This window comes from Butyrivibrio sp. (assembly GCF_024699075.1).
Genome location: NZ_JAILQF010000384.1, coordinates 1 through 9,339 on the forward strand (window position 1 = coordinate 1; position 9,339 = coordinate 9,339).

Annotated in this window: 8 protein-coding genes and 1 riboswitch; of the genes, 4 read left to right on the forward strand and 4 right to left on the reverse strand. The window is 39.6% G+C overall.

The window, feature by feature from the left end:
• A partial coding sequence (locus K6G87_RS15455; protein ID WP_296839225.1) for a transglycosylase domain-containing protein occupies window positions 1–1,725 on the reverse strand: 1,725 nt, incomplete at its 3' end.
• A 184-nt stretch (window positions 1,726–1,909) separates the two neighbouring features.
• Here K6G87_RS15455 and K6G87_RS15460 point away from each other — a divergent pair.
• Entirely contained in the window at window positions 1,910–2,554 is a 645-nt protein-coding gene (locus K6G87_RS15460; RefSeq protein ID WP_296839228.1) for a YigZ family protein, read from the forward strand.
• Window positions 2,555–2,719: 165 nt separating this feature from the next.
• Here K6G87_RS15460 and typA read toward each other — a convergent pair whose 3' ends face one another.
• Both typA and K6G87_RS15470 read right to left on the reverse strand, forming a co-directional pair.
• Window positions 2,720–4,570, reverse strand: coding sequence for a translational GTPase TypA (gene typA / locus K6G87_RS15465; protein ID WP_296839231.1), 1,851 nt, complete (start codon window positions 4,568–4,570; stop codon window positions 2,720–2,722).
• A gap of 226 nt (window positions 4,571–4,796) precedes the next feature.
• Entirely contained in the window at window positions 4,797–5,978 is a 1,182-nt protein-coding gene (locus K6G87_RS15470; RefSeq protein WP_296839235.1) for a polysaccharide pyruvyl transferase family protein, read from the reverse strand.
• A gap of 288 nt (window positions 5,979–6,266) precedes the next feature.
• A riboswitch (Lysine riboswitch) is annotated at window positions 6,267–6,443 on the forward strand.
• A gap of 114 nt (window positions 6,444–6,557) precedes the next feature.
• Between K6G87_RS15470 and dapA the strand changes: the two genes are divergently transcribed.
• The 3 genes from dapA to hisA all read left to right on the forward strand — a co-directional run bounded on the left by dapA (window position 6,558) and on the right by hisA (window position 9,098).
• Window positions 6,558–7,442, forward strand: coding sequence for a 4-hydroxy-tetrahydrodipicolinate synthase (dapA, locus tag K6G87_RS15475; protein ID WP_296839238.1), 885 nt, complete (start codon window positions 6,558–6,560; stop codon window positions 7,440–7,442).
• 105 nt (window positions 7,443–7,547) lie between these two features.
• On the forward strand, window positions 7,548–8,309 hold the full coding sequence (gene dapB / locus K6G87_RS15480) for a 4-hydroxy-tetrahydrodipicolinate reductase (RefSeq protein WP_296839241.1): 762 nt from the start codon (window positions 7,548–7,550) through the stop codon (window positions 8,307–8,309).
• Window positions 8,310–8,324: 15 nt separating this feature from the next.
• Complete coding sequence (hisA, locus tag K6G87_RS15485) at window positions 8,325–9,098, forward strand: phosphoribosylformimino-5-aminoimidazole carboxamide ribotide isomerase (RefSeq protein ID WP_296839243.1); 774 nt, start codon at window positions 8,325–8,327, stop codon at window positions 9,096–9,098.
• A gap of 143 nt (window positions 9,099–9,241) precedes the next feature.
• Here the strand turns inward: hisA and K6G87_RS15490 are convergent.
• A partial coding sequence (locus tag K6G87_RS15490; RefSeq protein ID WP_296839246.1) for a cold-shock protein occupies window positions 9,242–9,339 on the reverse strand: 98 nt, incomplete at its 5' end.

Genomic DNA, 9,339 nt, shown 5'->3' on the forward strand with positions numbered 1-9,339 from the left:
CTTGCCGTTACGTTCTTCTCTTTCAACAAGAGTTGAGATATGGAACTTATTAACAAGATAGTCATAACCAAGCTGAGGAGTAATAAGCGTCATGAGCTTAACGGTTACAACGTTCATGGAATCACGTATACCATCTCTTAGGGTTGAGAGTCCGCGATAGCCACTGTACCAGTTTCTTACAGGTGTTCCGTTTGAATAATTAAACGGAGCATCATTGATAACTGTTGCAAGTGTATATCCTGCACTGTCAAGGGCAGGAGCGTAGGCTGAAAGAACCTTGAATGCAGAACCGGGCTGCCTCTTAACATCAGTAGCTCTGTTTAAGGTTCTGCTTGCTGTCTTAGTGCCTCGTCCGCCTTCCATAGCAACGATGTATCCTGTAGACTGATCCTCAATAGTAAGTGATACCTGAGGCTGAGGTGTAAGTGTGTAGTTCTCATCGATAATAGTATCATCTTCTCCGACAATAGCAGCTTTATATTCTTCTATGGCTTCTTCTGCCGCTTCTGTAGAAGAGAAAGTCAGATCAAATGATGAATTGGTCTCCTTGAAGTAGGTTTCCATCATCTCATCACTGTAGTTTTCATATTCTCCGTCAGCGTTCTTGATAGTAAGAGCATAATCGAGAAGATAACTTGTATTAGCCGGGAAGTTGGATTCGTCCTGGAAGACCTCATCACATATTCCCTGAATAGTAGGATCCATTGTTGAATAAATCTTAAGACCACCACTGTATAAAAGTGAATAAGCCTGGGTTTCAGTGTATCCGGCGTCAACAAGGTCATCAAGTACCACATCTGTAAGAGCATCTACAAAATAGGAGTTGACTGTGTTGTCCTCTGTTTCAGAATCAACAACCTGAATCCTTGAATAAGGATCATCAGCCATTGCTTCGTCGTAAGCTTCCTGAGTTATAAATCCGAGTTCCAGCATGTTTCCAAGAACTTTTTCACGTCTCTCTGCATTGTTTTCAGGGTGAGTTATAGGATTAAATTTACTAGGGTTCTGAGTGATACCTGCTATAACCGCACATTCTGATAAGGTAAGCTCGCTTACAGATTTGTTAAAGTATCTAAGAGATGCTGCCTGAACGCCAAGTGTATTCTGGCCAAGGTTGATGGTATTCATATAGTTTAGAAGAATATCTTCCTTGGACATCGTCTTTTCAAGCTGTATTGCAAGATACTGTTCCTGAATCTTACGCTTGAACTTGGCAACGAGTGTATCTTCTTCGGTCCATCCGGTGAAAACATTGTTCTTGATAAGCTGCTGGGTAATTGTAGAAGCACCTTCTGAAAAACTGCCTGTGGTTATAGCAACATATCCTGCTCGGATGATACCTTGAATATCGATTCCGTTATGATCCTTAAAACGAGCATCCTCGATCGCTATAAATGCGTTCTGAAGATCCTTAGGAACCATGTCCAGTGTTACCGGGATACGGTTTGAGTCAGTTGATACGAGCTTTGCTATCTGATTACCTTCAGAGTCATATACGAAAGTACTGAATCCTGAAGGAGTAACATCGATATTGCTTATATCAGGAGATGAATCAATAATGCCCTGAAAGGCTCCGATTCCAGCACTTATGAATAATATAATTACTGAAATTATAGCCAAAAGGACTACTTTAAATAAAAAAGTTCCGAGCTTTTTGCCCCAGCGTCCAGTTCCATTACGGAGTGCAGTTTCCTGCTTTCTGACGCCTTCTTTACCATAATTCATAATAGTTCCTCCAATTTATCATACTATTATAGCAAATCTGGGCGAGTGAATAAAGAAGTTAAGCTTAAAGTTCACAATTTATGGCGTTTTGGCTTATTTTACATAAAGAATATAAGGTTATTTTATAAAGAATTATTATGATTAAAGCTTGTTTTATCATATTGTGTTCGTTTACTATATCAGTATGGACAAAAATAATAATAATGATAAATCTTATAAGATAATAACTGAAGGCGGATCTGATGAGATAGAAATCAAGAAATCCCGCTTTATAGGTCAGGCCTTTCCTATAGAAAACGCCAAGGAAGCAGAGGATATTATAAAATCTGTTGAAAAAAAGTATTGGGATGCCCGCCATAACTGCTATGCATATGTTCTTGGAGCCTTGAGCGAGAACCAGCGCTTCTCTGATAACGGAGAACCTTCAGGAACGGCAGGAAAGCCAATCCTAGAAGTTATTATGGGAGCGGGTATAACTAATACCTTAATAGTTGTTACAAGATATTTTGGAGGTACGCTTCTTGGAACAGGAGGACTTGTAAGAGCTTATACCCAGGCTTCACAGGCAGCCCTTGCAGCTTCAAAGACAGCTGTCATGACCTATGGACAGAAGATTTCTTTTAGTATCGGCTATGATATGGTAGATAAGATCCAGCATACGTTTGGACTTATGGAGATTCCTCTGGATAATCCCACATATGGCGTAGACGTCAGCTATGACATAATTGTAAGTGCAGCAGATGTTGATAAAGTAATTACTACAATAACTGAGATCACAAGTGCAAGAGCAACAATAATAAAAGGAGATACAGGATTTTATCCGATATAAGTCCAGGTTTTGACTCTGATCATATTTTGCAAGAAATAAGAATTTTTATAGGATATTAAGTTTAAGTCAAAAAAGCTTCCCGAACCCCTGAGGGCGCGGGAAGCTTTTTTATTTATATCAATCTTTTTTATTTATATCAATCTTTTTTATTTATATCGATCTTGATTATTTGTTCTGAGCCTTGTTCTTAGCTGCATAGCCTGCTCTCTTACGCATTGTAGGATCAAGGATTCTCTTACGAACACGAAGAGTTGTAGGTGTTACCTCAAGAAGCTCGTCTGTGTCGATGAATTCGATAGCTTCTTCAAGAGACATAACCTTAGGTGGTACAAGACGAAGAGCTTCATCAGAAGATGATGTACGTGTGTTTGAAAGGTGCTTGGTCTTACATACGTTAACTTCGATATCTTCACTCTTACCACTTGAACCGATAACCATTCCTGAGTAAACCTTATCGCCAGCCTTTACAAAGAGAGTACCACGCTCCTGGGCATTGAAAAGACCATATGTTACAGCTTCACCAGTCTCGAAAGCAATAAGAGAACCCTGCTTACGATAAGATATCTCTCCCTTGAATGGAGCATATCCTGAGAATTCTGTATTCATGATACCGTTACCCTTTGTATCTGTCATGAAATCATTTCTGTAACCGATAAGACCACGTGAAGGGATATTGAACTCAAGACGGCTGTATCCGCCATTAGCTGTTCCCATGTTTACAAGCTCACCTTTACGTTCGGAAAGTCTTGAAATTACTGTACCTGAGAATTCTTCAGGAACATCGATATAACATTTTTCCATAGGCTCGAGTTTCTTGCCGTTCTCATCAGTCTTATAAATAACCTCAGCCTTAGATACTGCAAATTCATAGCCTTCACGACGCATGTTCTCGATAAGAACTGAAAGGTGAAGCTCACCACGCCCTGAAACCTTGAGAGTATCTGTAGATTCTGTATCTTCTACTCTGAGTGATACATCTGTATTAAGCTCTTTGTAGAGACGGTCTCTTATCTGACGGGAAGTAACAAATTTACCTTCCTGACCTGCAAGAGGAGAGTCATTAACTATGAAGTTCATGCTGATAGTAGGCTCTGAGATCTTCTGAAAAGGAATAGCTACAGGATTTTCAGGAGCGCAAAGTGTATCACCGATCTTCATGTCGCTGATACCGGAAATAGCAACTATAGAACCGATACCTGCTTCTGTAACTTCTACTTTATTAAGACCATCGAACTCATAGAGCTTGCTGATCTTAGTCTTGATCAATCTGTCAGGCTCATGGTGGTTAACGATAACAACTTCATCATTAACTTTTACTTTGCCGTTATCAACCTTACCAACACCGATACGACCAACATATTCGCTGTAGTCGATTGTGGAGATAAGAACCTGTGCATTAGCTTCAGGATCACCTGAAGGTGCAGGAATATAATCAATAATTGTATCGAGAAGGGGCTTCATATCTGTTCCCTGCTCGTCAAGTGACTTGGATGCAAGACCTGCTTTGGCAGATGCAAATACGAATGGGCAGTCAAGCTGCTCATCGTTAGCTCCAAGATCCATAAGAAGCTCAAGAACTTCATCAATTACATCATTAGGACGTGCTTCAGGACGGTCGATCTTGTTGATACATACTACAACAGGAAGACCAAGCTCCATGGCTTTACGAAGAACGAACTTAGTCTGTGGCATAGGACCTTCAAAAGCGTCTACTACAAGTACTACACCATTAACCATCTTAAGTACTCGCTCAACCTCACCACCGAAATCAGCGTGGCCGGGTGTGTCGATAATGTTGATCTTAACGCCATTATATGAAATAGCGGTATTCTTGGACATGATTGTGATACCACGCTCTCGCTCGATATCATTAGAGTCCATGACTCTTTCTGCAACTTCCTGATTGTCACGGAAGATTCCGCTCTGGTGAAGCAAAGCGTCAACGAGTGTTGTCTTACCGTGGTCAACGTGAGCTATAATGGCAACGTTTCTAATGTCATCTCTTGTCTGTATCATACTGGTACTCCTTAAAAAACTATGGATTCTGAACAATCTGTCAGAATCAAATTCATATAGTAACTTATCTATCTGTTATTTCAAAACCAACATATTTTAGCACTCATAACAATACGATGCAACAATGATATCAAAAAAACATTTATAAATCGATGTAAAATATATACCAAGAATGATCTAAAAACAAGATTTTGTTAGTCAAAATTTCGTATACACATAGGTGCTGTTATGAAAGAAGATCTATAACAGCGCTTCCGTTTCGCTTTGCTTTTATTACATATTCAGGGATGGCTTTTTGCAGCTTTTTGGTGATATCAGATGCGTTGTTATTTAGCCATTCATAACTTTCTATAAGCTGCTTACCTGTTTTTAATTCCTGAACAGGAAGCACATATTTATCTTCTGTACCAAAAAGATCCCTGGCAATTCCTCTTGCCTTTACTGAATAACCTATTACAAGAGTAGGAACGCATGATGAATAGGCAGCAATAGTAGCATGGGTTCTTGCACCTATAAAGAGTCTGCATCTTGCTATAAAACCCTTAAGCTGCGGTGCATTATGATCCTTTATAAGAAGGATTCGGCCTGTGTCTTTGAACTTATCATATAATAATGTAAGAGGAATCCTGTCATTACTTCTATCCCAGACAACATGAGGGATAAGTGCGATAGTATTATCGGTAGTATCCAAAATGTGCTGAATAAGATCTTCGTAGCATTTGATCGCTATATCTTTATCTTCTGCATACATTCCTATAAGAGGACTTAGGTTAAGACCTATAGTCTTACCCTCTTTAAAGCCCTCAGGGAGAGGAAGGTACTCTGTATCAAGCGTAAATGCCGGGTCCGGGGCAAGTTCAAGTCTTTCTTTGGATACTCCGGCATCAAGGAGAGCATTATAAGTTATGCTTTCTCTTGCCAGGATCTTGTCATAGAGCTTCATATCAGCAGCTACATCAGGTCTTTGTACAAGACTTGGCTCAACACTGCATCCAAGAAGGATTGTCTTTGTTCCGAGTTTATGAAGCATGCTGTTAGTAAGCATTATCTCTTCAACCATATAGTCGTAGCAGTAAGTGTCACCTCCTATAGATACACCTACCTTTGGAGGATTTTTGTACATGTGTTTGAATCTGTATCTGAGAAAAGATTCTTTGTCTTTTGTGATCTTACGATAAATATAGTAAAGAGTATGATTGATGACATTTCTGTCCATATGATTTTCTTCAACAAAGTGGCATATGTCTTCAGGAACATACAGAAGATCTTCAGCCCTGTCATTGGTCATTACATCAGGTTTAAGTGTTTCATCCTGAGCATTAAGAAGACTCGTAAGAGACCTGACTATAGCTTCACATCCGTGATTACCACTTCCTGAGTGCATATATAAAGTTACTCTATTATCCATAAATGTATGTCGAAATCATCGACAATCCTTTCATAGTTTTCTTTTAAAAGATATAAAAATTATTAATATAAGATAAAAAAATAGTATTGATCAGTATCTTTAAAAATAGTAATGATCTGTATCTTATAAAATAGTACATGACAGATCATTATCTGACAAAACCATAAACATTATAGCATAGACATGGGCAAGTGGTGTTAAAGGCTTATATTCATTACAATTGCGATATATATGGCAAATCATGCGCATTGGTTGACACTGTAAAATGCCGGTGCTATGATGTACCTGTTCAGAGATAGAGGTTGCGTGTTTTATAAGTACATTCTTGGATGCTGCAGCAGTAAAAGAAGAGAATGGAAAGGAAAGCGCGCCGAAAGATTCGGAAGCAGCTGCATTCCGAATTCTTGGGCATACATCAAATAGGTGTATGACTGTCATCAGTAATGATGGGGCGCTATCCGATAATCCCAATTTGGAAGATTGTAGGGTGAGCGCACGAAGGGCGCTCACCCTTTTGTGTAGAATAAACCGGGCGAATAGAGCGTGGACCTGGTAAGCTAAAATTTTAAGGAGGCCACTATGGCAGTATTTAAGGGAGCAGGAGTTGCTATTGCAACACCATTTAATCAGGATGGATCAGTTAACTATGATGAGTTCGCACGTCTGATCGAATTCCAGATCTCAAATCAAACAGATGCAATTATCGTTTGTGGAACAACTGGGGAAGCCGCAACCATGAGCGAGAAAGAACACATGGACGTAGTCAAGTTCTGTATCGATAAAGTTAACCACCGTATCCCTGTAATAGCAGGTACAGGTTCTAATTGTACACAGACAGCAGTTCAGCTTTCAAAAGAAGCACAGGAGTATGGTGCTGACGCTGTTCTTTCAGTAACACCATATTACAATAAGGCAACACAGGACGGCCTTGTAGCTCATTTTTCACATGTTGCAGATGCTATTGATATCCCGGTCATCATGTACAATGTACCAAGCCGTACAGGCTGCAATATTCTTCCTTCAACAGCAGCAAAGCTTGTAAAAGAGAAGGCTAATATCGTAGGAATCAAGGACGCAACAGGTAACATCTCTCAGACAGCAGAGATGATGAATCTTACAGATGGCGCTATAGATCTTTATTCAGGCAATGATGATCAGGTTGTTCCTATCATGTCTCTTGGAGGTATCGGTGTTATTTCTGTTCTTTCCAACGTAGCACCAAGACAGACTCACGAAATGTGCGAATATGCTCTTAAGGGAGATTTTGCCAAGGCTTCTAAGATTCAGCTTGATGCAATACCTCTTATCAAGGCTCTTTTTGCAGAAGTTAATCCTATTCCTGTCAAGAAGGCTCTTGAGTATGTAGGAATTGAAGCAGGTCCTCTTCGTCTTCCTCTTACACAGGTAAGCGATGAGCATGCAGAGCAGCTCAAAAAGGCAATGAAGGAATTCGGCCTTATCTGATCCGGCAAGATTTGGATTATTTAAGTGTAAGTCTTAAAACTAAGCTATCGTTAACGCATACATCTTATTACAGAGATGTCTATTCAAAGTAGAGGAATAATACAAATGGTAAAAGCTATCATGAACGGCTGTAATGGCCGTATGGGACACGTAATCGTTGATATTGCTGAAGCTGATAACGATATCAGCATTGTAGCAGGTGTAGATAAGTTTGGAGAAAACAACTATTCTTTTAAAACATTTAAAAGTCTTTCTGAAGTAGATGTTGAAGCAGATGTTGTTATCGATTTTTCTAACGCTTCAGGTGTAGATGAATTATTAGATACCTGCGCAGATAAAAATCTTCCAGTAGTTCTTTGCACAACAGGACTTTCTGAAGAGCAGATAGCACACGTCAAAGAGACTTCTTCAAAGGTTGCAGTTCTTAAATCTGCCAATATGTCAGTTGGCGTTAATGTACTTATGAAGGTTCTTAAAGAGGCAGCCAAGACTCTTGCAGGATCAGGCTTTGATATGGAAATTGTTGAGAAGCATCATAATCAGAAGCTTGATGCTCCAAGCGGAACAGCAGTATCTCTTGCAGACGTTATTAATGAAGCTGCAGGCGGTGATTACGAATATGTATATGATCGTTCTCAGAAGAGAGAGAAGAGATCTGAAAAGGAGATCGGTATCTCTGCAGTAAGAGGCGGAACAATCGTAGGAGATCACGACGTTATATTTGCCGGAACAGACGAAGTCATAACATTCTCACATAGAGCATATTCTCGTGCTATATTCGGAAAAGGAGCTGTAGAAGCAGCTAAGTTCCTTGCAGGAAAAACTGCAGGAATGTATGATATGGCAGATGCTCTCGGACTTAAATAACCGGGAGGTATACTATTGATATTCAGACCCTGTATAGATGTCCATAATGGGAAAGTTAAGCAGATTGTAGGTTCAAGCCTTAGTGACAATAAGAATGCATCTTTAGATAATTATGTTTCTGAAAAAGACGGAGCATATTATTCAGATATGTATTATGATCTTGGACTTACAGGTGGTCATGTAATAATATTAAACCCTGTTGGAAGCAGCTTCTATGAAGATAGCTTAAAGCAGGCACTTAGCGCTCTTTCAGCTCACCCAGGTACCTTGCAGATAGGTGGTGGAATAGTACCTGAGAATGCAGGATCATTTCTTGATGCCGGTGCATCACATGTAATAGTAACATCATATGTTTTTAAAGATGGAAAGATAGACAGAGACAAGCTTGAGATCATGAAAAGGACTGTAGGACAAGAGCATCTTGTACTTGACCTTTCCTGTAAGAAAAAAGGTGATGACTATTATATCGTTACTGACAGATGGCAGAAGATGACAGATACAAAATTGTCATTGGAAACTTTAGATGAACTGGCAGATTCATGTGATGAGTTTTTGATCCATGCAGCTGACGTAGAAGGTAAGCAGGGTGGAATAGAAGAAAATGTTGCCAGCCTTCTCGGAAGCTGGTCAAGGATCCCCGTAACGTATGCAGGAGGGGTTCACAGCATTTTGGATATTACAAAGCTTAAAGAAATAGGAAAAGGCAAGATTGACGTAACAGTAGGCTCAGCACTTGATATATTTGGAGGAAGCCTTAGTATAAAAGATGTTATGAATGCCTGTAAATAATATGATAATACAAAACCGGAGCAGCTTGGCTGCTCCGGTTAATTGTTGGAGTAAAATAAATCTTTGCTTTATTTTTAAGGCGGACCTTAATGAAAAGCTTACATCCGTACTATAGATGGGATGTCTTCGATATTATTTTAATATCAAAGCTTGTTTACGTTTACTGCCTGAGGTCCTTTTTCGCCCTGGATTACATCATACTCTACAGAAGCGCCTTCGTCGAGAGACTTGAAGCCTTCCA